Below are 26620 nucleotides of genomic sequence, written 5' to 3'. Positions count from 1 at the left end.
AGAGCCCTTCACGGCGCCGGCCGCGTGGCGGCGAGGTACGAGGACAGCGCGTCGAGGTTGGCGATGAAGACCTTGCACTCGATCCAGCCGTCGGTGATCCAGCGCCCCCTGGCATCAAGCGCGTCGAGCACGCGGCGCACCTGGGGCTCCATCGTCCGCGCCCTGGCCTGAAGCTCGGAGGCGGCGGGCTTGCGGGCCCGCTCGGCCAGCAGGGCCTCGCGGCCTTTCTCCTTCGCGGCTCGGAAGGCGCGGACGGCGCTCTCGACGCCGTAGTCGCCCTGGAAGCTGTAGTGGGTGGGCAGGTTGTCGTCGCGATAGGTCAGCTCGTAGGTGTCCTTGACGAAGTAGAGGGGGCGGTTGGTGCCCAGCTCGTAGAAGCGCGCCCAGCGGGGCTTCTCGCCCGGGAGCTTCGAGCGCTCGAGCCAGTCGAGCGCAGGGGGGATCGGCTCCAGGTACTTGGCGTCGCCTGTGGCGAGCCAGATCTCGATGAGGGAGCGGATGTTGCGGACGGCCACGGCGGAGCAGGCGGCGGGCGGCTCGAACTTGCGCGCCCACTCGGGCTTGAGGTCGTGCGTGTACTGCTGCGCCCAGCCGGCCTGCGGGGGCTTGAGTTGCGAGAGAAGGATGAAGTCGCCCGCGCGCCGCGCCGCGTCGAGGTACTTCGCCTCCTTCGTCCGCTCGTGCGCCTCCAGGCACACGGCGATGCAGTCGTTGATCGCCCCATCGTTGAACGTGGCGTAGTGCCAGTAGCGGGTGGGGCGCTGGAGCGTCGTGCGCGTCCCATCCAGCTCGATCTTCACATAGGGGGCGAATTGCTGCTCGGGCTCGGGCAGGCCGAACACCTGGGGCCAGCCGCCCTTTGGGAGCTGGGCCTTGAGCAACGCGTCGAGGCCGTAGACGAGCGCCTCGTGCACCCTCTCGTCCTTCACCAACTCATCCACAGCCATCAGGAGGCGGAGGGCGGCCTGGGTCGTGTTGTCGTCGAGGACTGAGTGGGTGCGAACGCCCTTGGACTTCGGCTCCGGCAGGTGGCGGTAGGCGAAGCGCTTCGCGCCGGCCTCGCTGAAGTCAATCAGATACTGCCATCCGCCCGACCGCATCTGGCCGAAGACGAGCGCGTGGGCGGCGGCGAGGGCGGCGTCGAGGAATTGCTTGTCGCCGGTGGCCTGGTAGGCACGCACGAAGGCCAGGCCCACGGCGGGGGTGCCGGGCGGCTGCACCCACACCTGGGTCTCGGTGGCGGTGCCCTCGCCTTCGCGCTGCTTCAGGTCTTCCGAGTAGCGCCACAGGTAGCCGCCGTGGCAGGCCACCTCCCGCGTGAAGAACTCTGTTGCTCGCTTCATCCCGGCGAGCGCGTGGTCACGCAATTCCTGCGAACCATCCGCTGCATAGGGTGAGGGGCCGAGTGACATCAGGAACCCAAGGGCGGCTGCTCGCCTGGTCAGCAGCATCGGCTTCTCCAGTCTATAAGTCTTTGGGATGCAGAGGGCGTGGGGGAGGGAGCCCGTTCTGCCAGAAAGGGCTTCCTCCCTCGATGCCTCATCCCTTCAGCCTCAGAACCCGTCGGGCGTTGTCGCGGGTGATGCGGCGGCGGGCCTTGCGGCTGATGTCCACCTCGCGGATGTGGCGGATGATCGGACAATCCTGGCCGGGCCGCAGGTAGTCGGTGGCGAAGCAGAGGCGGTGGCTCCAGCGCTCGAGGAAGCCGCGGCCGAACTCGGGGTCGCGGGTGATGGCGTTGTAGCCTGAGAAGGCCGACAGGTCGCCGTAGATGTTGGGGAAGGCATCGAAAACCTGCTCGACAGCGCCGCCGGGGACCACGGGGCGCTTGGGGTAGCCGCCGCGGTCCTCCTCGCGCACGTCGGCGCTGATCTCGGCCCACCAGTGGGGCGCGTGGGCGAAGAACACCGTGTCGGGGCACGCGGCCAGCACGCGGCGGAGGCCGGGCAGACCGAGGGCGTCGGTGCCGCGGAGGTTGTCCATGTGCAGTGTCACCGCCAGGCCCAGGCGGCCGCACGCCGTGTAGATGGCCACGAGCCGCGGGTCGTCCACGGGCAGGCCCGAGAGCGACTCGCCGAAGCCGCGCGCCCCTTGGTCCACGTAGTCCTTGATGAGCGAGTAGAAGTCGGTCTTGGGGCTGGAGTTCTCGATGCGGGGATCCACGTTGCAGAAAGGCAACAGGCGGTCGGGGAAGCGGCGGCAGGCTTTGAGCACGTAGGGTGTGGGCACGTAGTAGTGCAGTTCCTCGGGATTCTCGATGGAATGGACGACCGCCTTCTCGATCCCGTGGCGGTCCATCCAGCGCACCAGTTTGCCTGCGGTGAGCCAGGGCCGCCCACGCCAGACCTTGCCGATGTGGGTGTGGATGTCAATCATCGCGTCGTCCTCGCTCTCAGTGCTCCTCCCCGTGAGGCAGTATATGGGCAACGCCAAGGGGTTTCAACCAGGCGTCAGGCGGGTTGACCCCGTGGGCATTTGCCACTATCATCGGAGGAGGAAACAGAGAGGAGCAGCCGGTGCACGAGTTCCCCTCGCGGCACGCGGCCTCGGTGCCGCGCAGCCGCATCCGCGAGCTGTCGGACCTGGCCACGCAGGTGGCCAATCCCCTGCGCCTGTACTTCGGCGAATCGAACGTGCCCACGCCGGCCTTCATCAAGGAGGCCGCCAAGCAGGCGATTGACGAGGGGCATACGTTCTACACCCTCAACGCAGGCTATCTCGACCTGCGCCAGGCCATCGCGGCGCAGACCCGCCGCCTCCACGGCTTCGACTACGACCCCGACGGCGAGGTGGTGGTGACCGCGGGCGGCGTGGAGGCGCTGTTCCTGGCCTTCGCGGCGACCCTCGAGCCCGGCTCGAAGGCGGTGATTCTGTCGCCCTGCTGGCCGAACGTGGCGGCCATTGTGCAGATGCTCGGCGCGACGCCCGTCGAGGTGCCGCTGGTCGAGAACGACGGCGCGTTTCGCGTGAACCACGACGCCCTGGCGGCCGCGCTGGACCCGTCGGTGCGCGTGCTCTTCGTCAACAGCCCGTCGAACCCGACCGGCTGGGTGATGTCGGGGGCCGAAGAGGCGTTCCTGGCCGATCTGGCCGCCGCGCGTGGCGTGTGCCTGATCCTCGACCAGGTGTACGAGCGGATCGTGTTCGACGGCCCCGTGGCGCCGGTGCGTCGCCTGGGACGGCTGCGCGAGCACCTGATGCTGCTGAACAGCCTGTCGAAGGCCTACAGCATGACGGGCTGGCGCGTGGGCTATGCCCTCGGCCCGCAGCAGATCGTGGAGCAGATGACGAAGCTCCAGGAGTTCGTGGTGAGCCATGCCCCCGCGCCCTCGCAGCGGGCAGCCCTTGCGGCGATCACCAAGGGCGAGGCATTCGTGCGCGAGATGCAGATGCGCTATCGCGCGTTGCGCGACCTGGCGTGCGAGCGCCTCGGCCACTGCCCGCGCGTGGAACTCGCGCGGCCCGCGGGAGCGTTCTATGTGTTCCCGCGCATCGAGGGCCTGACCGACTCGTTCGACTTCTGCCGCCGCCTCCTTCTCGATAGGGGGGTGGGCCTGGCGCCCGGCTGTGCCTTCGGCGCGGGCGGCGAGGGCCACGTGCGCCTGTGTTTCGCGGTCGAGGAGAGCATCCTCGCGCCCGCGCTCGACCGGCTGGCGGCGTTTCTTGCGAGACGAAAGGACGCGCGATGAAGGTGAAACACTACACGAACGTGGCGGCCCAGGAGGTGGAGGAAGGCGCCCGGGGCGTGAAGATCCGCTGGATCATCGCCGAAGGCGACGGCGCGGCGAACTTCGCGATGCGGCACTTCGAGATCGCGCCCGACGGCCACACGCCGCACCACGCGCACCCGTGGGAGCACGAGGTGTTCGTGCTGACTGGCGAGGGAGAGGCGGTGGGGCCGGACGGCGCCACGCCCCTGTCGCCCGGAACGGTGGTCTTTGTGCCGCCCAACGAGGAGCATCATTTCGGCAACACGGGCGTGGAGCCGCTCACGCTGCTGTGCCTTGTGCCGATGCCGAAGACGTGCACGGGCTGAGCGTATGGTTGGATGGGTGGATGAATGGATGGGTGATTGCCCGACATCCATTCATCCAGTCCTCCCCCGCAAGCGCACAGCCGGCGCGTGAGCTGCCGCCCAAGATCCCATCGAGGCCGGTGCCGCCCCTGTCACCGCGCGCCCTGTGCCGCCGTGGCCAGGAAATCGTGCGCCCTGCGGTACGCCGCATCGTCCTCCTGAGGCGGCACGATCAGGGGCGTGTCAAGTTCCAGAGCGTTGAGGAGCTTGAGGTATGTTGTGTAGTCGAGCGCCCCTTGGCCGAGGGGGACGCGCTCGAGAAGCGGCTCGTCAGCCCCCGCGGCGAGCCGCACGTCGGTGGCGCGGGCGATGGCGATGGCGTCGGCGAGGGTGGCGAAGATCTCGGCCAGGGCCTCTTTGGGCCGCACCGCCGCCTCGGCATTGAAGATGGCCGCAGGGTCGAGGGCGATGCGAACACTCACCGTGGCGACATCGGCCACCAGGGCCGCCAGGCTGTCGAGCGAGTTGAGCGTGGTGGTGGCGCACGGCTCGAAGCAGAGGCGGACTCCCACGTCCTCGACGCCATCGAGCAACGCCCAGATGCGACGGATGAGGAGGTCCCAGGTGGCATCGGCCCAGTTCTCGGGGTGGGGGGCGAGGGGCTGGCGGGGGTCGGGGCTGCGCGAGCCTACGTGGGTGACCACGTGGTCGCAGTTGAGCAAGGCTCCCGCTTCCATCGCCCGGGTCAGCGCATCGAAGCTGCGGCGCACCTCATCTTCCGACGGCGTGAGGAAGTTGCAGTGGGCCGTCAGTTCGACCACCTCGACCTGCTGCTCGTCCAGGGCCTGGCGGATGCCGAGGAGATCGGCATCGGTCCAGGCCGGGTTGAACGGGAGCGCGACGCCCTGGAACCCGAGGCCGGCCGCACGGAGCGCGAAGGCGGGCCAGCTCTCGCCTTTGTGAGGTTGGAGCGAGGCGGAGAGTTTCATCTCAGTAGTGTACCTTTCCGACCTTGAGGCGCAACTCGCGGATGACGCCGGCCATGTAGACGGCGCAAGCGATGCTGGCGAGCTTGGCGGGGGCGAGGTCGGCCCGCGAGGTGAGCACGATGGGGGCCTTGGCGCCCACGATCACGCCGGCCACGGTGAGCCCGCCGAGATAGACCAGCGACTTGGCGAGGATGTTGCCCGCCTCGATGTCGGGCACGATCAAGACGTCAGCTTTGCCGGCGACCGGCCCCCCGATCTTCTTGTGCTGAGCCGCGCGCTCGTCTATGGCATTGTCGAAGCCGAACGGCCCGTCAATCACGCACTTGGGCGAGAACTGGCGGCGCTCGGCCATGATGTGCAGCGTCGCGGCGTCCACGGTGGCCTGCATGGCGGGGTTGACCAGCTCGATGGCGGCGAGGACGGCGACCTTGGGTTCCTCGATGCCGAAGGCGTGGGCGGTGTGGACGGCGTTGAGGATGATGTCGGCCTTGCGCTCGAGGTCGGGCGCGATGTTCATGGCTCCATCGGAGAGGAACAGGAACTGCTCGCGGCGCGGGTGCTCGATGATGTAGACGTGGCTCATCACCGAGTGGGCCCGCAGGCCCCGCTCCTTGTCGAGCACGGCGCGCAGGAAGTCGTCGGTGTGGATGTAGCCCTTCATCAGGATGTCGGCCTCATGTGCGCTGACCATGGCCGTGGCCGTGGCCGCGGCGCGGATGGGGTCGCGCTCGTGGATGATCTTGGCCTCGCCGAGGTTGATGCCGTGCTCCTCGGCCGTCTTGTGGATCGCCATCTCGTTCCCGACGAGGATCGCCCGGACCATTTTCATCCGCATGGCCTCGGCGACGGCCTCCAGCACGGTGTGGTCCTCGGCGGCGGCCACGGCGAGGTCCTTCACGGGATACTCGCGCACGGCTTCCATGACTTCCGCAAACGAACGCATGGCGACAGCCTCCTGCAAGAGGGTGGAGAGGAACCGGCAGCACGCGCCCCGACTGCGGCGGGCCCCTGCGGGCGCTAGATCCCGAGGATGGCGAAGAAGCCGATCAGCAGGACGAAGAACAGGAGCGAGATGAGGTTGAAGTAGCGGTCAATGAAGCGGCGCACCGGTTTGCCGAAGGCGAAGATCAGTGCGCCGACCAGGAAGAAACGCATGGAGCGCCCGATGGCCGAGGCGAAGAGGAAGGGCACGAGGGGCATCTGCATCAGGCCGCTGAGGATGGTGAAAACCTTGTAGGGGATGGGCGTGAAGGCCGCGGCGAAGACGATCCAGAAGTCGTACTTCTCGTAGAGTGCGCGGGCCTGGTGATAAGTGTCGGTCATCAGGTAGGCCGGCTCGTCCACCGCCAGGGGCGCCGTGGTCTGCTGGACCTCGTACGAACTCTCGCCGATGGGCGGCGTGGTGGCGGCTCGCTCGCGGTGCAGCAGGTCGCGGTGGACCCGCATCATCGCCTCATTGCCGTCCAGCGCCGGCTCGGCGAGGCCGAGCCACTCCGACCACTTGCTCGCGTGGAGCGTGACGCCATGTGGCGCGCTCACCACCACCATGCGGCCCTCCACGCCTCGCACCAGCACCTCCTGGCTGGCCGGCGTGAGAAGGCGGAGCGACCGGAGGATGGGCGCGCCCACGGGATTCCAGAGCGCGTAGCCGATGAAGTAGCCGAACAGGCCCCCCAGCACCGAGGCCGCGGAGCACAGGAGCGCATAGTAGAACGACCGCCGGGGCCTGGCAATGCCCAGAGCCATCAGCAGCACGTCGGGCGGGATCGGGAAGAAGGACGACTCGGTGAACGACAGTGTGACGAGCGCCGGCGTGCCGTAGGGCGTGTCGGCCCAGTGCAGCACCCAGTGGTACAGGCGGCGGTGGAAATGCCACCAGGGGGTGGGCTTCGACGATGCCGCAGGCTCGGGCTGATGGTCTGAGTTGGCCAAGGGGGTGATTCCTGAACAAGGCGTCGTGATACGTGAAGCGTGATACGTGATACGTGAGAAGACAACAAAGCCTGGAGGTCGAGGCCCCTCCTCTCACGCATCACGTATCACGCATCACGCATCGCAGGCTTCACATCTGCTCCGGCGCCTCGATGCCCAGGAGGCCGAGGCCGCGCCGGAGCACGGTCTGGGTGGCCCGGCATAGTTCGAGCCGCGCGGCGATCAGGCCGGGGCTCTCGGCCTGAAGCACGGGGCTGTCGTGATAGAACTGGGCGAACGAGCGGGCGACCTCGAGCACGTGGCTGGCCACCCGCTGCGGGTTGCACGACTCCGCCGCGTCGCGCACGGCGGCGGGAAACTGCATCAGGAGCAGCCCGAGGGCCGTTTCGGCGTTGTTGCCGAGTGCGGCGAAGTCGGCCTCGCGGGGCAGGGACGCCCCGCCCACAGTTGCCTCCGCCTTGCGCAGGATGCCGCAGATGCGGGTGTGCGAGTACTGCACGTAGGGCCCCGTGTCGCCCTCGAAGCTCACGCTCGCGGCAGGGTCGAACGTGATGTCCTTCTCGAGGTTGACGGCGAGGAGGTAGAACTTGATGGCGCCCAGGGCGATCTGCGTCCCGCGGCGGGCGAGGTCGGCGGGCGCGATGTCGGCGTGCTTCTCGCGCACGGCCTCGGCGGCCAGCGCCTCCACCTCGTCCATCAGGTCGTCGGCATCCACCACCTTGCCCTCGCGGCTCTTCATCTTGCCTTCGGGCAGGTAGACCATGCCGTAGCTCACGTGGCGGCAGTTGGCGGCCCACTCATAGCCGAATCGCCGCAACAGGGCGAAGAGCACCCGGAAATGGTGGATCTGCTCGCTGGCGACGACGTAGTACATACGGTCGAAGCCCAGTTCGCCGTGCCGGGCAACGGCCGTGCCGAGGTCCTGGGTGATGTAGACTGTGGTGCCGTCGCGGCGGAGGAGGATCTTCTTGTCCAGGCCGTCGGCTTCCAGGTCGGCCTCCACGGCGCCGTCGGGCAGGCGGTAGCAGCGGCCCTCGGCGAGGGCCTTGAGCACGATGTCGCGCCCGTGGCGATACGTCTCGCTCTCGTGGTAGATGCGGTCGAACTCCACGCCCAGGCGGCGGTAGGTGGCGTCGAAGCCCTCGTAGACCCAGCCGTTCATCGTGCGCCAGAGGGCCACCACCTGGGGGTCGCCCTGCTCCCAGCGGCGCAGGAGGTCCTGGGCCTGATCTTTCAGGCTGGGGTCTTTCTCCGCCTCCCGGGCGAAACGCACGTAGTAGTCGCCCACGAAGTGGTCGCCCTTGCGGCCTGTGGATTGGGGCGTGGCGCCGTTGCCCCAGCGCTGGTAGGCGAGCATGGACTGGCAGATGTGGACGCCGCGGTCGTTGATGAGGTTGAGCTTGAGCACACGGTGGCCCGCCGCCTCGAGGATGCGGGCGAGGGCCATGCCCAGCACGTTGTTCCGCACGTGGCCCAGGTGCTGCGGCTTGTTCGTGTTGGGCGAGGAGAACTCGAGGGCGATCGTCTGGCCGCTGGGGGCCTCGGCGTTGCCATAGGCCTGCCCGGCCGCGGCGATCTCGCGGCACAGCGCTCCCAGGAATGCCCCGCGGTCGAGGAACAGGTTGAGGTAGGGTCCCACGGCCTGGGTCTTGCGGAACAGGGGCGGGAGCTGAATCGTCTCGGCCAGCGTCGCCGCAACGTCGTGCGGCTTGCGCCGCAGCACCTTGGCTAGTGGGAAGCACCCGAAGCCCAGGTCGCCCACGTCGGGACTCGGCGTCGGGGCGAACTGCACAGCTAACCCACCCAGGTCCACGTCGCCAAAGGCGCGCGCCGCGGCTTCAGCCAGCGCGGCCTGGAATCCCGTCACCAGCGCTCGTTCCAGCATCGGTCGCCTCCGATGGATAGACCCTCTATTATGCCCATGGGGCGGTTTGTTGCAAACGGGAAACACGGCAGAAGGGCGGGGTTGCCTCAGAGCGCGGCGCTACGGCTGCCAGGGGATCCGCGGCGCATCGCCCCAGAGCATCTCGAGGGCGTAGAAGGCGCGGGCCTCGCGGCTGAACAGATGCACGACCACATCCACATAGTCCATCAGGACCCAGCCGCCGGTGGGCTCGCCCTCGATGCCGAGGTGGGTGATGCCCCGGGCCTTGAGGTCGCGGTGGAGGCGGTCGGCGATGGCCTTGAGCTGGCGCTCGCTGGCAGCCGTGGCCAACACGAAACAGTCGGTGATCGAGGTGAGCTTTCGCAGGTCGAGGATCAGGAGGTCCTCGGCCTTCAGGTCGTCCGCGATGCGGGCACACGCAATGGCGAGTTCCTGGGGAGTCAGGCGGTTTCTCCTAGGTTCCGAGGCTGGCTTCGCGGCGCCCCGCACACTCCATCCAGGGCCGTGTGCCTGGCGCATCCTGCGTCCCTATGATTTTGGCCAACGGGCGGCGTTTGTCAAGCGCCGGTTGTTTGTGCTGAGGCGGTTGCGATGTCACCTTGGGCTTTCGCCAGCAGCAGGACCTGAGGGCCTCACGAAGGTACTGGAACCTTCGGGACGGAACTTGAGAGAAGGGCCTCTTCGGGGTCTGCCGGTCCTGCCTCGACTGGCCGGTGCAGGGCGTGGGCATGCCCTCTCCCTGCGGACCTGGCGGTTCCTGGGGAGGGCCCTGCCGAGGGGCTGGCGGGCGCAGCCTGCGCATGCTGTATCAACCCTGTGAGGGGGGGAAGTGATACAGCATGGATGGAAGGGCGAGGATCGGCGATTCTCGCGGCTCCGGCCATATTCGCTCATCTGCGGGATGAGCAAGTATGGGTGCAGGAATGGCCGGAGGGCGTAAGGCGTTGGGGCATAGAGGGTTATGGGACGGTCCTCGCTGGCGCCGCATCTCCCGTCGCGCGCTCCCCAGCGGGGGCCGCGTCGGGATGGTCAAACCGTGGCGGGTCCGACATCTGAAGCCTCAGGCGAACGGTCCGCCCGCAGGAACGTCCGACATCGCAACCGCCTGGTTTGTGCTGCTCCTTGACACGGCCCCCCCCGCCGACGCACAATGAAGGCACCTTGCCCTGCGCAAAGGGGACCCAGGCATGAGCGACGTCCTTCGCCAGCTCGATGTGCTCATTCGCGCCCGCTACCCGATCCTCTACCTGGTCACGTGGGAGGAGGACCGGGCGATGTACCTGCTGCTGCGGATCGCGCGGGCTCAGAAGAAGAACTTGGCCGTGTGGACGGCTACCGATGGCATGCGCACCGTGGAGGTGGCCAGCGGCCTGCGCGAGGCGGGCGACATGGGCCGCAAGCCGCTCGAGGCCCTCAACGCCGTGCTCCAGGACGCCCAGCCGTGCATCTACGTGCTCAAGGACTTCCACCCCTATCTCAAGGACCCCGTGGTGGTGCGCCAGCTTCGCGACCTGTGCCACTCGCTGCGGCGGTCATACAAGACGGTCGTCTTCCTCTCGCCCCTGCTCGAGCTGCCCTTTGAGCTTCAGAAGTCGGTGACGGTGGTGGACCTGCCGGTGCCCGGCCGCCAGGTGATGGAAGGATTGCTTGCCGACCTGGCGCGCGAGGTGACCGAGGCCGGCACCGCCCGGGTGAATCTTTCGCCCGCGGACCGCGACCGGCTGGTGACGGCTGTGCTGGGCCTGACGCTGGACGAGGCCGAGCGCGTCTTCTCGCAGGCTCTGGTGCGTGACGCCAAGCTCGACGCCAGCGACATCGAGGCCGTGATCAGCGAGAAGAAACAGATCATCCGCAAGTCGGGCCTGCTCGAATACTATGACCCTCGCGAGGGCATGGGCGACGTGGGGGGGCTGGACATCCTGAAGGAGTGGCTGCGCAAGCGCGCCCGCGCCTTCACCGACGAGGCACGCGCCTACGGCCTGCCGCGCCCGAAGGGCGTGCTGCTGCTCGGCGTGCAGGGCTGCGGCAAGAGCCTCACCGCCAAGGCCGTGGCCCAGCTCTGGGGTGTGCCGCTGCTGCGGTTCGACATCAGCCGCATCTTCGACCGCTTCATCGGCTCGTCCGAGAGCAACATGCGGCATGCCCTCCAGGTCGCCGAGTCCATCGCCCCCGCCATTCTGTGGGTGGACGAGATCGAGAAGGCATTCTCTGGCACGGAGAGCTCGGGCATCAGCGACGCGGGGACCACGGCGCGCGTCTTCGGCACGTTCATCACCTGGCTTCAGGAGACGAATGCCCTGGTGTTCACCATTGCCACGGCGAACAACATCGGCGCCCTGCCGCCCGAACTGTTGCGGAAGGGCCGCTTCGACGAAATCTTCTTCATAGACCTCCCCAGCCGCGCCGAGCGGGAGGAAATCTTCGCGATCCACCTGCGCAAGCGGCGGCGTGACCCGAAGCTGTGCAACCTGGGCGAACTGGCCGCGCTCACCGAAGGTTTCAGCGGGGCCGAGATCGAGCAGGCTATCGTCTCTGCCCTCTACGATGCCTTCGACCAGGGGCGCGAAGTCGAGCAGCGCGACATCGTCGCCTGCGTCAAGGAGTCCGTGCCCCTCTCCGTCACGATGCGCGAGGACATTGCCGGCCTGCGCGAGTGGGCGGCCGACCGCGCGCGGCCGGCGTCGCGCGCGCAGGCGAGGGATACCTGATGCCTCCCGGCCTCGTTCCCGTCCTCGAGCCCCTCGCCTCCTGGCCCCGGCGCCCGCATGGGGCGGTGAATGGGACATTCCGCGTCCATGCCGGTGACCGCGGAGCGGTCGGCGGACCGTCCCCACGCAGAGCGTAGGGACGAGATGCGTCTTCGTCTCGCCCCCCACACCGAACACCCATCCCCAACACCGTGCCGTTCTCGGGGCTGGCTTAGGGATAGAACGTCCGCACGGTCTTGGCATCGAGGCGCTTGACGGCCTCGACGATCAAGCGGACGGCGTTGTCGTAGTCGTCGCTGTGAAGGACGCCGGCGGGGCTGTGGATGTAGCGGGTGGCCAGGCCGATGTAGACGGTGGGCACGCCGAGGCCGTGGATGTGGATTGGCCGCCCGTCCGTCGCGCCGCCGCTGAGCATGGAGATCTGGTAGGGAATCTTCTTCTCCTCGGCCAGGTCCACCAGGAAGTCGCGGAGCTTGAGGTTGGGGATCATGCCGCCATCGAGGAAGCAAATCTGGGGCCCCTTGCCGAGCGTGCCCTTCTCCTTGTCCTCCTTGGGGAAGCCGGGGGTGTCGCTGGCGATGCCGACCTCCATGACGAGGCACACGTCGGGCTCGACGGCGTGGGCGGCGGTCTGCGCGCCGCGCGTGCCCACCTCCTCCTGAACCGTGCCCACGCCGTAGACGGTGTTGGGGTGCTTCGCGCCCACGAGCTTGCGGAGGGTGTCAATGAACATGGCGACGCCCACGCGGTCATCGAATGCCTTGCCGAGGAGGAGTTTCTTGTTATGCATCGTGCCGAAGGGGCAGATGGGCACCACCGGATCGCCCACACGGATGCCGAGCTTCTTCGTCGCGTCCTTCTTGTCCTTCGCCCCGACGTCCACGAACATGTCTTCCCGCTTGACGAATTTCTGCCGTTCCTCCGGGGTGAGCACGTGGGGGGCCTTGGAGCCGATGATGCCGGGGTAGGCGCCTTTGGAGGAGTGGACGGTGACGCGCTGGGCGAGGATCACGTGGTCCCACCAGCCGCCGAGGGCGGAGAAGCGCAGGTAGCCTTCGTCGGTGATGCCGCTGACGACGAAGCCGATCTCGTCCATGTGGCCGGGCAGCATCACGCGCGGGCCGGCGGGGTCGCCCGTTTTCTTGCACACGATGTTGCCCATGCGGTCGTAGCTCACGTCGGCGAGGCCCTCAACGCGGCGGGCGACGATCTGGCGGACCGCCTCCTCGTGGCCCGGCAGGCCGGGCGCCTCGGTGAGTTCCTTGAGCAGGTCGAGCGTCTGAGGGTCCATGGCTTTCCCCTGAATGCGGTTCCTGGTTCGTAGTGCGGCCTTCAGGCCGTATCTGGCTTCGTTCTGGCATTCGACGGATACGGGCTGAAGCCGGCACTACGAGTGGAGGCGACAACGCCCGCACTATGGCCAAGGGGGATTATATCCGCTGCGGGATTGACGCGCCAGGGGCCACGCGGTAGAATCCCTGTGTAACATTCCGATGCCCCATTCCCCGACTGCGAGGCCCACCGATGAAGCCAGGCCGCCTGTGTGTCAGGTCGCTCGTGTTGCTGCTGGGGCTAGGCGCGGCGTTCGGGGCCGAACGGGACCTCACGAGCTACCTGCCGGCCGAGGCCTGGCTCGTGATTCACTACGACGGCACGCACCCGGGCGTGCGCGAGACGCCGCTCCATGCCTTCTTCCAGGAGCCTGAGGTAAAGGCCGCTCTTGAGAAGCTCAAGCCGCTTTACGACAAGATTCTCGAAGAGATGCGGAGGAACGACGAGGCCGATCCCGAACTGCTCGTGCGGTGGCTGTCGGGGTGCGAGTGCGCCCTGGCCCTCCTGGCGCCGCGCGCGGGGCGCGACGAACCCGACATTGCGCTCGTCGCCAACGTGGGCACAGGGGAGGCCGCCACGCGCCGCCAGGCCGAGGAGTTCCTCAAGCAGGTGCTGGCCAAGGCCAAGCCCGACACGGCGCGCCAGGTGGCGATCGGGGCGCTCCAGGCCACGTGCTACGTGGACAGGAAGGGGCAGCCGAACGCATTCGTCTTCGACGGACCTTTCCTCGTCGCCTGCGACGGCGAGGAGCTGTTGCGCAAGGCGCTCGACCCCGCCGCCCCGAAGGCCCCTGGACCCGCCGGCGGCGAGCGGGCGGCGCTGCGCGTGCGCTACGACCACCAGGTCATGCTCAAGGCCTTTGGCGCGCAGATGGACGCCGAGGCGAGGCGCGTGCTCGGCGCGCTCGGCCTCAACGCCGTGAATGCGGCGGAACTGGCCTTTGTGCCCCGCGACAAGCGGCTGGTGACGAGCTTCGCCCTCGACATGCCCGACGCCGCAAAGCAGCCGGGCCTGCTCAAAGGCCTGGCCGAGGCGCCCCCGTTCGACCCCGCCCTGCTCAAGATGGTGCCGCGCGAAGCCACGCTCTTCTGGCTTGCATCGTCGGACTTCACGTGGCTCTGGGACGAGATCTGGGCGATGATCGCCCGCGTGGACGCGCAGGCCGCCGCGGACGGACGCCAGGGGCTAGCCGCCCTCGAGCAAAAGGCCGGCATCAAGCTTCGCGACGGCCTGCTGGCTCCGCTCGGCAGCGGCACGCTCGCCCTGTCGTGGAACGAGGGGGCGTGGGTGGGCTGCAACGTGCTCGTCCAGCGCGTGCGCGACGGCGTGGCCCTCGACAAGGCCATCGCCCAGCTCGTCGCGCGTCTCGACCTCCTGTTGATGGGCCTGCCCGACGTGGGCGCTGTGCGCACCGATCTGAAAGCCTTCCAGTACCGCGGCACCAGTTGCCGCTACCTGTGGATGGCGGGCCGGCCCGCGCTGATGATGCCCGGCTGGACCCCCTGCTACGCTAGCCTGGGCGACACATTCGTCTTCGCCTCGCACCCATTGCATCTGAAGGCGTACCTGGATTTCCTGGCCGACAAGAGGCCGACGATCCTCGACAGCCCCGAGTACCAGCGGCTTGCCCCGCTTGTGCCAAAGGGCGCGACCTCCGTGGCCTACGGCTACTGGCCCGACACGATGGAAGGCCTGTACAACACCCTGGCGCCCTTCCTGATGCTCGCCCAGATGGCGGCCGACTTCAAGCCCGCGCTCGACCTGGCCAACATGCCCTCGTCGCGCGTCATCCGCCGCTACAGCCGCGGATCGATCGCCTACACCGCCTTCGAGAACGGCCGCCTGCGGGCCGAGGTGCAGGGCGAGGGCCTCGACGTGTTCAGCCCCACGCTCCTGCCCGCGGGGGCCGCTGCCGTCGCCGCGGGCATCACGCTGCCCGCCCTCACCACGGCGCGCACCGAGGCGCGCCTCATTCGAGACCGCAACAACCTCAACCAGATTGCCCTCGGCTGCGCCACCTACCTGAACGAGCACGGCGACAACCGCTGGTACCCGAAGAGCCTGGCCGAGCTGGTGGACAAGAAGATCATCGAGAAGGAGTTCCTCGTCTCCCCCCTCGACGACGACCCGCCCAAGCTCCCCAACGGCGTGCCATGCAGCTACGTGAGCTGCTTCGAGAAGCACCCCAACCATCGCTTCATGGACGACTTTCCACCCAACGTGATCATGGCGTGGGACCGCAAGCCGTTCACCGAGGGGCGCCGGAGCATCCTCTTCTTCGACTCCCACGTGGAGGTCGTGGACGAGGCCCGCTTCCAAGACGAATTGCGGCGGCTCGATGACGAGGTGAAGCAGCGGGCGAAGCAGGCTCCGCCACCCAAAGCCGGCCCCGCCAAGGGCGAGTTCTAGGCGGTTCCGTAGGCGGGGCGTCTCTGCCCCGCGTCTCTCGCGGGCCGGGCGTGGCCCGCCACAATTGCTGCAAGGAGCCACCAATGGCCCGCCGAGTTCCACTCCTGTGCTTTCTGACCCTTGCTCTCGCTGTCTCGGCCCTTGCGGGTGAGACCAGCATCGAGCACCATCTGCCCGCCGACGCCATGGTGACGCTGTGCTATTACGGCGACAACCCCGACATCGAGAAGACGGCGTTGGCCACCCTGCTCAAGGAACCCGAGGTGGCCGAATGGCTCGCTTCGGTGAACACGGCCATCGGGGGAGCCAATCAGCTTCTTGCGACGTTCCTGCGGGTGAACCCTGCGCTGCTCCGGCCGCTGCTCGGCTGCCGCGTGGGGCTGGCGCTCATGCCGCCGCCAGGGCAGGGCGGGCCGCCGGCCGCGTTGTTCGTGGCCAGGGTCGGCGCGCCGGGGAGCCCCGCGCGGGAGCAGGTGAGTGCCTTCCTCGTACAGGTGGGCGGCGCTGTCGGCCTCGCCGCGCAGAAGCTCCAGATCGCTGGCCTCGACGCCACGCAGCTCGGCCCGGGCCCCGACGGCCTGTGCTTCGGCCTGCGCGACTCGTTCCTCTTCTTCTCCTCGTCCCGGGCAGCGCTGGAGCGCGCCCTGGCCGCAAACACGCCCAAGTTGGCCGATCAGGCGGCTTTCCGGGGGGCCGCGGCCTCGAGCGGTTCGCCGGTGGCCCTGCTGCTCTACGACCATGCAGCCCTGATGGAGCGCTTCGGCGCGGAGATGCCGCCGGAGGCCCGGGCAGTCCTCGGCGCGCTGGGCCTCAACGGCCTGCGGGCCGCTGGCGTGCGTCTGGGGGCCAAAGACCGCGCCCTGGTGGGCTCTTTCTTCGCCCAGACGGCGGGCGAGCGGCAGGGTCTTCTCCGTACGCTGGCGGGCCAGCCGGTGGACCGCTCGCTGCTCAAGCTGGCGCCGCGCGATGCCGGGCTCGCGTGGATTACCAGCACCAGTCCCGCGGAGCTGTACGACTTGGCCATCGGGGTGTTCGGCGCAGCCGCGGGCCGCGGCGCGGTGGACGAAACCCTCGCCGAGTTCCACAGGCAAGCCGGCTTCCACGTGCGCGACGACCTGTTCGGGTCGCTGGCCACGGGGACGCTCATCACGACGTCGGGCAAGTCGCTGCTGCCGGCCCTCATCGTGTCGTTGGGGCTGAAGGATGGCGACCGATTCGATGGGGCCATGACCAAGCTCGTTGCCCAACTCCACCGCATCATCAAGGCCGAAGACGAGGAGGCGGGGGCCGAGCTTCGCACCATCGCCTTTGGTGCGCACACCATCCGCTACCTGGCGACGCCCGGCATCGGCGTGCCCCTGGCCCCCTGCTATGCGCGGCGCGACGGGCGTGTGATCTTCGCCCTCTCGCCGATCCACCTGAAAGACTACCTGGCGTTCCTCGACGCCGGCGAACCCTCGATTCTCGAGGACCCTGGCTTCCGCGAGATGCAGGCCCTGGTGCCCCAGGAGGCCACTTCCATCGCCTACTCCGACTTCGGCGAGGCATTCGTCTCCGGCTACGCCATCCTGGGGCCGCTCCTGACCCTCGTGCACGCCATCCCCGGCAACCCCGTGCCGATTGATCTCGCGAACCTGCCCTCCATTCGCACGGTCCGCAAGCACATGTTCCCCGCCATCTCCTACTCCTATGCGACGGAGCAGGCGATCTTCAGCGAGACGCATTCGCCCATCGGCCTGAGCGCCATCGGGCCGGCCCCCGCGGCATTTCTCCTGGGCGTGGGGGCGGGTTTCGCGCTGCCGGCGGTGGCCTCGGCTCGCGGCGCCGCGCGAAACACGGTGTCTATGAACAACTTGCGCCAGATCTCGATGGCCCTGATCCTACACGAGCAGGACCGCGGCGCGCTGCCTACGAACCTCGCGGCGTTGCTGGACGCCAAGCTGATCCAGGACCCCGCGATGCTCGTGGCCCCCAACGACCCCGACCCGCCACAGGTCGCGGGCAAGGCGTGCAGTTACGTCTACTTCCTGGACGGCCAGGTGGGCGCCAAGCTCCGCCTCGCGGAGGTCGAGGATGCGGCGGGCACGCCAGTCGTTTGGGAGCGGCAGCCGTTTCGGGAGGGCCGCCGGGCCGTCGCCTTCGCCGACGGCCACGTGGAGGCGATGACCGAGCCCGATTTCCAGCGGGCGCTGGAGCGTGTGGACAAGGCCCTCAAGGGCCAGCGCAAAGCAGGCGAGCTGTAGGAGCGGGCCGTGGCCATCCTCGGCACCGGCATTGACATTGTGGAGGTGGACCGCCTGGAGGAAACCATCGTCCGCCGCGGCGAGCGGCTCCTCGATCGCGTGTTCACTCCCGCCGAACGGGCCTACTGCGACCAGCGCCCGCGTCCCGTCATGCACTATGCCGGGCGCTTCGCGGTCAAGGAGGCCGTGCTCAAGGCCATCCGCACCGGCTGGGTGCAGGGCATCGGCTGGAAGGACATCGAGGTGGAGCTGGGCGCGGGCGGCGAGCCGTCGGTGCGCCTGACCGGCGGTGCGCTAGCTCGGGCCAACGAGATGGGCATTGAGAACATCCACATCTCCATCTCGCACACCGAGCGCTATGCCGTGGCCAGCGCCGTGGCGGAGGGAAGACCGGATGCGTGACGCGTGAGCCTGTTTCCCGCCTTGCCTGCTCACGTATCGCGCATCACGCGCTCTGAGCGGAGACGACCGTGGGACTTGACGGAAAGGTTGCGTTGGTGACCGGCGCATCCCGCGGCATAGGCCGCGCCATCGCGCTCGCCCTGGCCCGCGACGGAGCGAACGTGGTGGTCAACTGCCGCGAGCGCTCCGACGCCGCGGCGGAGGTAGTCGCGGCGATCACGGCGCTCGGGCGCCAGGCTGTCAGCGTGCAGGCCGACGTTCGTCAGCCCGACCAGGTGAAAGCCCTGTTCGAGCAGGCTAAGGCCGCCCTGGGCGGCGTGCACATTCTCGTGAACAACGCGGGCATCGTGCGCGACAACTTCCTGGCCTTCATGAGCGAGAGCGAATGGGACGACGTGGTGGACACCTCGCTCAAGGGCGCGTTCCTGTGCACCAAGGCCGCCTCGCGGCAGATGACGCGGGGGAAGTGGGGCCGCATCCTCAACATTTCGTCCGACGCAGCCCTGCTGGGCGACATGCAGCGGGCCAACTACTGCTCGGCCAAGGCCGGCCTGCTCGGCCTCACCCGCGCAGCGGCGCGCGAGCTGGCGCCCCACGGAGTTACCGTGAACGCCATCGCCCCCGGTATTATCGAGACGGACCTGACGAGCGGCCTGCCCGAGGCCAAGCGAGCCGCGCTCCTCAGCCTCATCCCGCTCCAGCGCTTCGGGCAGCCGGACGACGTGGCCGGCCTGGCCGCCTTCCTGGCCAGCGATGCCGCCCGCTACATCACGGGGCAAGTGTTCTGCGTGGACGGCGGGCTCAATCTCTAGGACTGCCGTGAGAAGCCACCTTTCGTCCCTCCTGCTGGCCGTGCTTCTGGGCGCGGCCCCCGGCGCGCCGGCGCAGCCCAGCTTGCTCGACCAGCTCTTCGAGCGGCACGTGCGGGTCAAGTCGGCCGCGAGCGACGGCGTGCTGCACCTGCTCTACGAGCGCAAGACGGACCCTCAGGCGCCGCCCTCGTCGTGCTACCGGCGGCTTGTGAGCGGCCAGGGCTGGCTCGCCGAGGAGCGCCTCTACGGCGGCCATCGCTGCGTGGCGTTCCTCCACGACAGCCTCTATGTCTTCCGCGGCGACAACTACTCCATCTACCGGGCCCCCAACTGGCGGGCGGAGGCGATCTTCCCCGCGTTGGGGGCCGGCGGGGGGCACAAGAGCGCGTGGCAGTCGTGCGCCTGGCCCCTGGCATGGCCGCCCGAGGCGGCCTGTCCGGTGGGCGGCGACCTGTGGGTCTTCGGTGTCGAGGCGGTGGACGGGAAGGGCCGGGTCCGCGCTGCGCGCCTCACGCCCACGCCGCCTGGCCGGCGGCCAGCCAGCCCCGCCGTGCTGGGCCAGCCCCTCGCGCTCGGCGTCGCCGCCAGCGACGTGGCGGCGCTGTCCGGAGAGGGGACCGCGATGGTTTTCTGGCACCAGCCCGCGCCCGGGGGCCGAGGGAACGAGGTCTGGCATGCGACCTTCGATGGCGATGCGTGGGGCACGCCCCGCTCGGTGCCGGTTCCCTACCCGAACAGCGACTACGCCGTCGCCAGTCACGGAGGCAGTATCTGGGTCATCTGCAAGGCGCGTGGCCAGCGCCTCAAGGCGGAACGGCCCCTGGTGGCCCTCACCGCGGCCGGTGGCCAATGGAGTGCGCCCATCCCCATCCCCGGCGCTGCCGACCGCCGATGGCTGGACTGGACGCTCGACATAGACGCCATCTCATTCGGCGGCTCGCTCTTCGTATTCCGCGCCTGCATGGACCGTGTGGTGGCTCACCAATGGGTGGCGGGCCAATGGCGCGAGGCCGAGACTCTTCTGCGCCTCTCCCCCTGGCCCACCTACCTCTTCTGGTGGCTGCTGGGTAACGTTGCGCTGAGCTTCGTGTTGCTGCCCATGGTGGGGTGGGCAGCCTTCTGGGCGCGGGCGAGGCCACAAGGCACGCTGCGTCTGGCAGGCGCCGACGTGCGGGTAGCCACCTGGACTCGCCGTGTGGCGGCGCAGTTGGTGGACTTCCTGATCGCCTTGCTCCTGTGCTCAGCGGCGCTGGGCTGGGTGGGGCAGGGGGACGGTTCGCTCGATGCCGACGCCGGCGGCCTGATCACCACGTTGAGCATCTGTTCAGGCATCTTCTTCACGTACTTCGTCGTGAGCGAGAGCCTCTCCGGGCAGAGCTTTGGGAAACTGCTTCTGGGCATTCTGGTGATTGGGGCCGATGGGCGCCGCGCCGCTCTCGGGCGCGTGGTCCTGCGCAACCTGCTTCGGCCCTGGCCGTTCCTCGTGCCCGCCGCCTACCTGGTTGGCTCGCTGTGTGTCCTTCTCACGCGGACGGGCCGGCGAGTCGGCGACCTGTTGGCAGGGACCGTGGTCGTGGATGCGCCGCCGCCCGCTCCGGCCGAGGGCGACTGAGGCTCGACAGCCTAGGCTTTCCGCGCTATAATAAGGGCTTCTGCGACCTTCCCACACAGGACAGGACGCCCTGATGCACCGCTTCTACCGCCCCGACATGGGGACGGAAAACCACCTGTGGCTGGACGGCGACGAGGCCCACCATGCCATCCGCGTACTGCGCCTGCGCACGGGGGAGGAGGTGGGGGTGTTCGATGGCTCCGGCACCGAATGCACGGGCCGTGTCGAGCGGATCGAGCGTGGGAGGGTCCGCATTGACGTTGCGCGACGCGAGCGGGTGGACCGTGATCCGGCGCTCCGAGTAACGCTCGGCTGCTCGTTGGTGAAGGCGAAGGCGATGGACGAGCTGATTGACCGGTGCTGCGAGCTGGGGCTCCGCGAGCTGGTGCCGATCGAGACGCGCCGGAGCGTGCCGAAGATCGAACGCAAGGAGGCCGCCCATCTGGCTCGATGGGAGCGCATCGCCATCGAGGCATCGAAGCAGTGCGGGCGAACGACGGTGACCCGCATCGCCGCGCCGAGGCCTCTGATGGCACTCCTCGAGAAGGCGGCCCAGTGGGACCTCCGCCTGATCTTCTCGCCCGACGACGTGGCGGCCCCCCTGCGCGAGGTGTTGCAGGCGCATCCACGCCCTGCGTCCGTGCTCTACCTCATCGGCCCCGAGGGCGGCTTCGAACTCGCGGAGCTCCGCCTGGCGATCGGGGCGGGGTTCCTGCCCGTCCGCCTGGGCCGCAGCACGCTGCGTGCCGAGACGGCGGCCGCGGCAGCCCTGGCGGCCATTCTGTACCACTACGAGCAGGGAGGCGACCCGCTCGCCTGAGACGCCATGTCCCTCATCTCCATGCACAACGTCACCAAGGCCTATGGCACCCGCGTGCTGATCGAGAACGCGAGCCTGACGCTTCACGAGACCGACCGCGTCGGCGTGGTCGGGGCGAACGGTTCTGGGAAGACGACGCTTCTGCAGCTGCTGACAGGCCAGGGCGAGCCCACCAAGGGCGACGTGCACATCGCGCGCGGCGCCACCGTGGGGTATCTTGAGCAAGAGCCCGACTTCACCGGCCACGGCACGGTGCTGGAGGCCGCGCTCTCGGCCTTCGCGCGCGTGCACGCGCTCGAGGCCGAGATCACCAGCCTCCGCGAGCGCGTGGCGCACCATCCGCAGGAGGCGCGCGGCCTGCTGAGCCGCCTGGGCGAGCTCGAGCACGAGTTCGAACGCCTCAACGGCTACACCTGCCGCCAGCGTGCCGAAGCCGTGCTGCATGGCATGGGCTTCCGAGACCAGGCCCTGCACGCCGCCACGGAGCGCCTCAGCGGCGGCGAGCGCAGCCGGCTGGCTATCGCCCACCTGCTGCTGCAAGAGCCCGACGCGCTGCTGCTGGATGAGCCGACGAACCACCTGGATGTCGAAGCCCTCGAATGGCTCGAGGGCTTCCTCAAGAGCTTCCGCGGCGCGGTGGTCGTGGTGTCGCACGATCGCCGCTTTCTCGACAACTTCGCCGAGCGTATCCTGGAGATTGATGGCGCGCGCGTCGAATCCTACAAGGGCAACTACACGGCCTATACCCGCCAGAGGGCCGAGCGCGTGTCGCGCCAGAACAAGCTCTACGAACAGCAGCAAGCCCATATTGCGAGCGAACAAGCCTTCATTCAGAAGTATGCGGCAGGGCAGCGGAGCAAGGGGGCCAAGGGGCGGCGGAAACTTCTCGAACGCCTCGAGCCGGTCGAGCGGCGGCAGGAGCGCAAGAAGGCCATCCACGTGCGCATCGAGCCCGTCGTGCGCGGCGGCAACGAGGTGCTGAACCTGGAGCGGGTCGGCAAAGAGTTCAACGGTCGGCGCCTCTTCGGCGACCTGACGCTCCAGGTGCTCCGCGGCGACCGTGTGGGCATCGTGGGCCCCAACGGCGCGGGGAAGACGACCCTGTTCCGTCTCATCGTGGGCGAGGACAAGCCCACCAGCGGCTCCGTGCGCCTCGGGCACAACATCCGCCTCGCCTACTATCGCCAGGACCGCCTCGATCTCACGCCGGAGCTTACCGTGCTCGATCAGGTGTGGATGCAGGCCCCGCAATCGAGGGCCGGCGAGATCCGCAGCTTGCTGGGCATGTTCCTGTTCACCGAGGACGACGTGTTCAAGAAGGTGGGCGACCTCAGCGGCGGCGAGCAGGCGCGCCTGGCTCTGGCGAAGGTCATCCTCTCAGCACCCAACTTCCTGCTGCTCGATGAGCCCACGAACCACCTCGACATTCCGTCGCGCGAGTGCCTCGAGAATGCTCTCCTGGCTTACGAGGGCACGGTGCTGATCGTCTCGCATGATCGCTACGTTCTCGAGCGCGTGGCCACGAAGATTCTGGAGATCAAGGACGGGCAGGCGAAACTCTATCCGGGACCCTTCTCGCGCTATCTCGAGTTGGCCCACGCGGCCGCGGCGCCGGCCGAGGAGACGATACAGGAGCGCCGGCGCGCCGTCAGCCGGGGCACGAAGCGGGCGGCGGCGGGCCGTCGGGCTCGGCCGGTGAGCGTGCTCGAGGGACTCATCATCGAGCGCGAGCAGGCCATTGAGAACCTGCAACACGCGATGAGCGACCCCGAGATGTACAAGAGCCCGGACACGATCCGCACTCTCACGGCCCAGATGGCCGAAGTGCGCAGGGAGCTTGCCGCGCTTTACCAGGAGTGGGAGCTGGCCGCCGAGAACGAAGGCTCCTGAAACGGGCACAGCCGGCTGCGCGCACGCGGCCGGCTGTGTGAGTGTTCCCGGTCTGCCCTTGCCTGGGCAGGTTGTGTAGCGTCGGCTACTCCTCCTTCGCCGGTGGTGCCGGGGCTGGGGCTTCGGCCGGCTTCGTGGCGGGAGGGGCCTCGGCCGGCTTGTCCGCTGGCGGCGTGGCCGGCTTCTCCTCGGCCTTGGGGGCGGCCGCAGGAGCAGGGGCCTTGCCGAGGAGGCGGTCCACCATATCCACCATATTGCCCGGCACCCCGCCCTTGAGGCCGAACGCCAGGGCGGCCGCGTTGCGGAAATCGGGGTCGCTGTCCGAGGCGGCGTGGATCAGGACCTCGGTGGCCCGCTTGTCCACGTCTTCCGGGAGTGGCTTGGCAGCGCCTGCGCACGCGCCCAGGGCGCGGAGAATGGCGAGACGCAGCTCCTTAGAGCCCTTGGCATCTGTGTAGGCCTGCACCAGGAACGGCACGGCCCGCGGGCTTGCCGCGTGGCGCACGGCTTCGCAGCAGGGGATGCGCACCGCATCGGGCTGCGTCGCGGCGGCCAGTGTTTCGAGGAGCGCGTCCAGTGCATCGTCGAGCCTGAAGATCGAGGCCGCGGGCTGGATGGAGGCCAGTGTACGGGCGGCGGAGGCCGCATGGCGTGCTGCCGCATCGCGGTTCTTGGGCTCGGGCGCGCCCTTGAGAACCTCTTCCACGGCGGCTCGGACGGCGCCGACCGTGAGCGGGCGGGTGAGAACGATGGGCTTCTCCTTGCTCAGACGCTCGCGGATGGCGGCCTCTTCCGCCTTGGGGGCGAGGACGATGAGCGGCGCCCCCGCCACCGTGTAGACCCGGCGCAGGTTGGCGATCGCTTCCGCCACGTCCACCCGCTTCAACTCGCCGCTTACAATGAGCAGGTCCTTCGGTGGAAGCTCCCGAGCAGCGCTCAGGGCATCGGTGGGTGTGCGGACCAGGACTGGCAGCACGCCCGCGTCGCGGAGCAGGGGCCGGATCTCCTCGGCGCGACTCTCGTCCTCCTCGAACAGCAGGGCGACGTGGAACGCGGTTTCGGAGAGGGCCTGGGCGAGGTTGGCCATGACCTTGGGCGCATCGCGGATGACCTCGGTGGGCGCGATCGCCACGATCGCCTCGGCGGCCGCGTAGCGCACCCGCCGGTCAGGGAAGCTCAAGGCGTCCACCAGCGGGGAGCCGTCGAGCTGGATGCTGAAGGGGCTGGCAGCGGGCGGGGGAGGCGCCGGTTCCGCCTTCTCGTCGGCGCCGTACCAGACCATAATGCGGCGGCGCTTGGGCGGCTCCTTCTTCTTGGCGGCCTTCTGCATCTCCTCTTCGGAGAGGGGCGGTGTGGGGAGCGAGGCGGGGGTGGCGATCTCCCCCAGCACGCGGATGCAGGAGATGGCCACTTCCGAGCGGCCGTCGCGCAGGGCGCGCTGGAGCGCCGCGTAGACGAACTTCTGGCCGGCGGCGCGGGCGATGGCGGGGGCCATCTGGAGGCGCTCGCGCAACGGCTTGGCGAGGTCGGCCTCGGCCTGCTCGTCTTTGCTGAGCGGCTGCTTGCCTTCGAGGCTGACGAAGAAGGCCTCGAGCAGGTTCTGCTGCGCGAAGCCCGCGCAGAGGAGCAAGGGGATGGCCGGCTCGTAGTCGGGGTTGGCCAGGAGCGCGTTGCGGCACATCTCCTCGGCCATTCGGAGCGCGTAGAGGTACTGCGGCACGGCCTCGGAGACGATGGCCTTCTTGGCGGGCTCATAGCGCCACACCAGGTGTTCGTAGACGTGCGGCATCAGCACCTTGCGGTTGCCATCGTAATAGTCTTTCGCCAGGTCGAGGAATGCCGCGGGTGCCGGCGTCTGGAGCAGGCTCGGGTCATCCGAGATGCGGGAGAGGGCGCGCTTGGCGCCGGCCACGACGAGCGGATGGGCGTCCGGCTCCTGGACGAGCCACAGAAGGGCGGGCGCGGAGCGCGGGTCTGCGATCACTTCGAGGGCCAGGACGAGGATCTGGCGGATCATGGGGTCGTTGTACTTCAGGGCCTCGCAGATGGCGGGCACCGCGGTGCCGCGCATTCGGGACAGCACGTGGCCCGCATAGGCCCGGAGCTCGGGGTCCTGGTTGTCGATGAGGAATTGAAGGAGGCTGGGCACCGCGTAGTCGCCAGCCAGGGTGAGTTCCTCGATGGCGAAGGTGCGGGGGAGGAAGCCCTTGCGGAGAGCGTCCACCAGTTCCTTGATGCGGTTGGGGTCGCGGAGCTGCTCGATGCGGCCCCTGTAGGCGAGGCGCTGGAGCGCTTCGGCCTGGGCTTTGAGTTCGGGGCTCTTGCTGTCCAGGGCGGCGTCCAGGAACTTGGCGACCACCTGCTCGTAGAGGTTCGAGATGAGCACCGAGTTGGGGTTGAGGGCGATGGCCTTCTGGAGCACCTCGGCGGCCTTGTCGTAGCGCTTATAGTCCAGATGCACGAGGGCGTCGCGGAAGAGCTTCTTGACCTCGGTGGTCGTGGGGTCATCGTTGGGCACTTCGGCGAGGTCGGCCGGCGGCTTCTTCGCGATGGCCGGGGAGGTCATGTCCTCGGCCTCGGGGGCCTTGGGGCGCTTGGGTGCGACGACCTTGGGAGCGGGCTTCTTGGGGGCTTCCTTTTCGGCCGGCTCCGCCTCCTTCTCCTTCGCTGCCGGGGCCTCTGCGGGCGCGTCGGCCTGGGCGAGCAGGATGTCTTCGAGGCGCGAGCTGGGCCGTGTGACCGGCTGCTCAGGAGCCTTGGGGGCGGGCGCCTCGGGGGCCTTGGCCTCGACGGGTGCGACCGGCGCGGGAGCCGGTGCCGCTGCGGGCGCCGGAGGCGCCGGCGCGGCAGGCGCCGCTACAGGCGCGGGGGCGGGCTTTGGCTCGACAGGGGCGGCCAGTGCCACGGTGCCCGCCGGCTGAGCCGGCATGGCGACGGCAGGTGGGGGCGCGGTGCGGTATTCGGCGGTGAGTTCCACCGCGCGGCCATCGAAGAGCTTGTCCGCGACAAGCGTCCAGGTGGCCTGATTGCCGCTCACGCGATCGGCGTTGGACTTGGCGACGGGACCGGGGAACTCGATGGTGTAGGTGAGGCGCGCGCCTGCCAGGCTCTTCTTGGCGTCCTCCATCGCGGCGGCGAGTGATTTCTTCGCCTCCTCGGAGGGCGCCCTGCCCAGGCTTTTGAAGTAGCTGTTCGTCAGCGTTTCGCGGTAGGAGGCGAGGCCGTCCTGGCCCTGGACGAGCGTGGCGGCTGAGGCGAGGAACTCGGCTTGGTGCCGGAAGCGGGTCACGTCGGGGAATGTGATCGCGGCAGAATGAAGGACGAGGTCGCCCGCCGCGGCCTGGACGGTTGGCGGGAGGCAGGTGCCGCCGCTGAAGAGGCCCGGGAAGGCGTCCGTGCGCGCGGTCTTTGGCGCCCGCAGCGTGATGGTTTCGCGGCCCGACAGGTCTGGCGCGAGGGTGCGGCGGACCTCGACCTCCACGCAGCCCGCGACGGCGACAGCCATGGCGAGGCCGAACGTGACACGTGCTCGCAGCGTGAGCATCCCGGAATCCTCCTTAGTGGCTTGGGG

The 26620-nt window shown here is 68.8% G+C and carries 19 protein-coding genes and 1 pseudogene; 10 read left to right on the top strand and 10 right to left on the bottom strand.

Annotated elements, in window-relative coordinates; all coding sequences use genetic code 11:
- Positions 1-8: 8 nt before the first annotated feature.
- Together PLE19_04285 and PLE19_04280 are read right to left on the bottom strand one after the other, a co-directional pair.
- On the bottom strand, positions 9-1343 hold the full coding sequence (locus tag PLE19_04285; GenBank protein ID HPD14139.1) for a pectate lyase: 1335 nt from the start codon (positions 1341-1343) through the stop codon (positions 9-11).
- Between the two features lie 196 nt (positions 1344-1539).
- Positions 1540-2376, bottom strand: a complete 837-nt coding sequence (locus PLE19_04280) for an amidohydrolase family protein (protein ID HPD14138.1) — start codon at positions 2374-2376, stop codon at positions 1540-1542.
- Positions 2377-2516: 140 nt separating this feature from the next.
- Here PLE19_04280 and PLE19_04275 point away from each other — a divergent pair, with 140 nt between their 5' ends.
- Together PLE19_04275 and PLE19_04270 are read left to right on the top strand one after the other, a co-directional pair.
- Entirely contained in the window at positions 2517-3689 is a 1173-nt protein-coding gene (locus tag PLE19_04275) for an aminotransferase class I/II-fold pyridoxal phosphate-dependent enzyme (GenBank protein HPD14137.1), read from the top strand.
- The gene (locus PLE19_04270; GenBank protein HPD14136.1) at positions 3686-4036 is read left to right on the top strand and encodes a cupin domain-containing protein; all 351 of its coding nucleotides are present in this window, start codon (positions 3686-3688) and stop codon (positions 4034-4036) included. Before PLE19_04275 ends, PLE19_04270 begins: the two co-directional genes overlap by 4 nt.
- Positions 4037-4167: 131 nt before the next feature.
- Here the strand turns inward: PLE19_04270 and PLE19_04265 are convergent, their stop codons facing one another.
- The 6 genes and pseudogenes from PLE19_04265 to rsfS all read right to left on the bottom strand — a co-directional run bounded on the left by PLE19_04265 (position 4168) and on the right by rsfS (position 9310).
- Positions 4168-5004: a sugar phosphate isomerase/epimerase family protein gene (locus tag PLE19_04265; GenBank protein ID HPD14135.1), complete on the bottom strand. Its 837-nt coding sequence runs from the start codon at positions 5002-5004 to the stop codon at positions 4168-4170.
- Between the two features lies 1 nt (position 5005).
- On the bottom strand, positions 5006-5947 hold the full coding sequence (locus PLE19_04260) for a bifunctional enoyl-CoA hydratase/phosphate acetyltransferase (protein ID HPD14134.1): 942 nt from the start codon (positions 5945-5947) through the stop codon (positions 5006-5008).
- Between the two features lie 74 nt (positions 5948-6021).
- Positions 6022-6327, bottom strand: a complete 306-nt coding sequence (locus PLE19_04255; protein HPD14133.1) for a VTT domain-containing protein — start codon at positions 6325-6327, stop codon at positions 6022-6024.
- Between the two features lie 312 nt (positions 6328-6639).
- Positions 6640-6861 (bottom strand): annotated as a pseudogene (locus tag PLE19_04250) (DedA family protein).
- 205 nt (positions 6862-7066) lie between these two features.
- A complete protein-coding gene (argS, locus tag PLE19_04245; GenBank protein ID HPD14132.1) occupies positions 7067-8821 on the bottom strand; it encodes an arginine--tRNA ligase in 1755 nt (584 codons plus the stop codon).
- A 99-nt stretch (positions 8822-8920) separates the two neighbouring features.
- Positions 8921-9310, bottom strand: a complete 390-nt coding sequence (gene rsfS / locus PLE19_04240) for a ribosome silencing factor (GenBank protein HPD14131.1) — start codon at positions 9308-9310, stop codon at positions 8921-8923.
- A gap of 698 nt (positions 9311-10008) precedes the next feature.
- Here rsfS and PLE19_04235 point away from each other — a divergent pair.
- Positions 10009-11529, top strand: a complete 1521-nt coding sequence (locus PLE19_04235) for an AAA family ATPase (GenBank protein ID HPD14130.1) — start codon at positions 10009-10011, stop codon at positions 11527-11529.
- Positions 11530-11740: 211 nt separating this feature from the next.
- Here the strand turns inward: PLE19_04235 and PLE19_04230 are convergent, their stop codons facing one another.
- Positions 11741-12820, bottom strand: a complete 1080-nt coding sequence (locus tag PLE19_04230) for a M42 family metallopeptidase (GenBank protein ID HPD14129.1) — start codon at positions 12818-12820, stop codon at positions 11741-11743.
- Between the two features lie 233 nt (positions 12821-13053).
- Here PLE19_04230 and PLE19_04225 point away from each other — a divergent pair, with 233 nt between their 5' ends.
- The 7 genes from PLE19_04225 (at position 13054) to PLE19_04195 (ending at position 23049) form a co-directional block, all read left to right on the top strand.
- On the top strand, positions 13054-15270 hold the full coding sequence (locus tag PLE19_04225; GenBank protein ID HPD14128.1) for a hypothetical protein: 2217 nt from the start codon (positions 13054-13056) through the stop codon (positions 15268-15270).
- 83 nt (positions 15271-15353) lie between these two features.
- Entirely contained in the window at positions 15354-17513 is a 2160-nt protein-coding gene (locus PLE19_04220; protein HPD14127.1) for a hypothetical protein, read from the top strand.
- A gap of 9 nt (positions 17514-17522) precedes the next feature.
- Entirely contained in the window at positions 17523-17915 is a 393-nt protein-coding gene (acpS, locus tag PLE19_04215; protein ID HPD14126.1) for a holo-ACP synthase, read from the top strand.
- Positions 17916-17983: 68 nt separating this feature from the next.
- A complete protein-coding gene (locus PLE19_04210; protein HPD14125.1) occupies positions 17984-18727 on the top strand; it encodes a 3-oxoacyl-ACP reductase family protein in 744 nt (247 codons plus the stop codon).
- A 7-nt stretch (positions 18728-18734) separates the two neighbouring features.
- Positions 18735-20339, top strand: a complete 1605-nt coding sequence (locus tag PLE19_04205) for an RDD family protein (protein HPD14124.1) — start codon at positions 18735-18737, stop codon at positions 20337-20339.
- 73 nt (positions 20340-20412) lie between these two features.
- Positions 20413-21159 (top strand): 16S rRNA (uracil(1498)-N(3))-methyltransferase, encoded by a 747-nt coding sequence (locus PLE19_04200; protein HPD14123.1) that lies wholly within the window; start codon positions 20413-20415, stop codon positions 21157-21159.
- 6 nt (positions 21160-21165) lie between these two features.
- The gene (locus tag PLE19_04195) at positions 21166-23049 is read left to right on the top strand and encodes an ABC-F family ATP-binding cassette domain-containing protein (protein HPD14122.1); all 1884 of its coding nucleotides are present in this window, start codon (positions 21166-21168) and stop codon (positions 23047-23049) included.
- A gap of 85 nt (positions 23050-23134) precedes the next feature.
- Here PLE19_04195 and PLE19_04190 read toward each other — a convergent pair whose 3' ends face one another.
- The gene (locus tag PLE19_04190; GenBank protein ID HPD14121.1) at positions 23135-26593 is read right to left on the bottom strand and encodes a HEAT repeat domain-containing protein; all 3459 of its coding nucleotides are present in this window, start codon (positions 26591-26593) and stop codon (positions 23135-23137) included.
- Positions 26594-26620: the final 27 nt, after the last annotated feature.

The organism is Planctomycetota bacterium, from assembly GCA_035384565.1.
Classification (GTDB): domain Bacteria; phylum Planctomycetota; class PUPC01; order DSUN01; family DSUN01; genus DAOOIT01.
The sequence above is the reverse complement of the archived record's forward strand: the minus strand, read 5'-3'. Positions and strand labels throughout refer to the sequence as shown.

What these genes read in the sequence shown, in the direction of transcription:
- PLE19_04285 (HPD14139.1), bottom strand. Translation starts at nt 1,343, where the DNA reads ATGAAGCGAGCAACAGAGTTCTTCACGCGGGAGGTGGCCTGCCACGGC.
- PLE19_04280 (HPD14138.1), bottom strand. Translation starts at nt 2,376, where the DNA reads ATGATTGACATCCACACCCACATCGGCAAGGTCTGGCGTGGGCGGCCC.
- PLE19_04270 (HPD14136.1), top strand. Translation starts at nt 3,686, where the DNA reads ATGAAGGTGAAACACTACACGAACGTGGCGGCCCAGGAGGTGGAGGAA.
- PLE19_04265 (HPD14135.1), bottom strand. Translation starts at nt 5,004, where the DNA reads ATGAAACTCTCCGCCTCGCTCCAACCTCACAAAGGCGAGAGCTGGCCC.
- PLE19_04260 (HPD14134.1), bottom strand. Translation starts at nt 5,947, where the DNA reads ATGCGTTCGTTTGCGGAAGTCATGGAAGCCGTGCGCGAGTATCCCGTG.
- PLE19_04255 (HPD14133.1), bottom strand. Translation starts at nt 6,327, where the DNA reads ATGACCGACACTTATCACCAGGCCCGCGCACTCTACGAGAAGTACGAC.
- argS (HPD14132.1), bottom strand. Translation starts at nt 8,821, where the DNA reads ATGCTGGAACGAGCGCTGGTGACGGGATTCCAGGCCGCGCTGGCTGAA.
- PLE19_04235 (HPD14130.1), top strand. Translation starts at nt 10,009, where the DNA reads ATGAGCGACGTCCTTCGCCAGCTCGATGTGCTCATTCGCGCCCGCTAC.
- PLE19_04230 (HPD14129.1), bottom strand. Translation starts at nt 12,820, where the DNA reads ATGGACCCTCAGACGCTCGACCTGCTCAAGGAACTCACCGAGGCGCCC.
- PLE19_04225 (HPD14128.1), top strand. Translation starts at nt 13,054, where the DNA reads ATGAAGCCAGGCCGCCTGTGTGTCAGGTCGCTCGTGTTGCTGCTGGGG.
- PLE19_04220 (HPD14127.1), top strand. Translation starts at nt 15,354, where the DNA reads ATGGCCCGCCGAGTTCCACTCCTGTGCTTTCTGACCCTTGCTCTCGCT.
- PLE19_04200 (HPD14123.1), top strand. Translation starts at nt 20,413, where the DNA reads ATGCACCGCTTCTACCGCCCCGACATGGGGACGGAAAACCACCTGTGG.
- PLE19_04195 (HPD14122.1), top strand. Translation starts at nt 21,166, where the DNA reads ATGTCCCTCATCTCCATGCACAACGTCACCAAGGCCTATGGCACCCGC.
- PLE19_04190 (HPD14121.1), bottom strand. Translation starts at nt 26,593, where the DNA reads ATGCTCACGCTGCGAGCACGTGTCACGTTCGGCCTCGCCATGGCTGTC.